The 859-nt window shown below is 40.6% G+C and carries 1 tRNA gene; it reads left to right on the top strand.

The features are described 5' to 3' along the window. The first annotated feature begins 535 nt into the window (after positions 1 to 535). Positions 536 to 611 (top strand) — tRNA-Thr (locus RUMCAL_RS02825). The last annotated feature ends 248 nt before the right edge of the window (positions 612 to 859 follow it).

Raw genomic sequence — 859 nt, forward strand, 5'->3', positions numbered from 1 at the left:
TCCGTTTGTTGTCGTTGTTATGGAAAATATCGTGTATCAATGCTATAATAGCAACGATCAGGATGCTGTACTGAATCAAATCTGACCAAGTTACGTATTCCATACCACTCACTCCCTTCTGGGAGCTGGAATAGACCGCCTACCGTTTCAGGTATGCCCTTAAATTCTAGTATACCACACTTTGCAAAAAATGTCAAACAATAGTTTGCGGTATGCAACTAACCACATTTTCCAGCAAATCACAAAATGTAACAAAGCAATCCACTGCAATCACCTCCCATGTGTTGAATTACACAAGTGGGAGGGAATGCTCCGATCTTGAACAACGAAGCGTTTTTGCTTTAACGCTTTTCTTTACAAATGCAAAAAGTCGAATTTCAACAAAATTGGTCGCTGCCATCAAATAAAACAAATTTCAATCGAAAAAAACATTCTTTTTTTCAAAACGAAAAGAACTCATTGACAAGCTGAAATATTTGTGCTATAATAATATACGTTGATTCGCCAAAAGCGGCGAGGGAACAATAAAAGAAATGCTGTTATAGCTCAGTTGGTAGAGCACTTCCTTGGTAAGGAAGAGGTCACCAGTTCGAATCTGGTTAACAGCTCCAGGAATTTGCACGCGGTCTGTATGGACTGCGTGCTTTTTTGGCTTTGTATGTGAAAACTGTTGCAGAGTGAACTGTGTTCGTCTGTCAATCGCCCGACGAAAAAAAGACTTGACAAGTCGGTGCAAATCGCGTATAATAGAAATAGAAAGAGCATACCAGTAGACGGTCTGCTCCCTCATAGCGTTTTTGAATAACCGCCCGGGTTTAGCAGTCAGGGCGGTTATTTCCGTTTGTTGTCGTTGTTATGG

Source organism: Ruminococcus callidus ATCC 27760, from assembly GCF_000468015.1.
GTDB lineage: Bacteria > Bacillota > Clostridia > Oscillospirales > Ruminococcaceae > Ruminococcus_C > Ruminococcus_C callidus.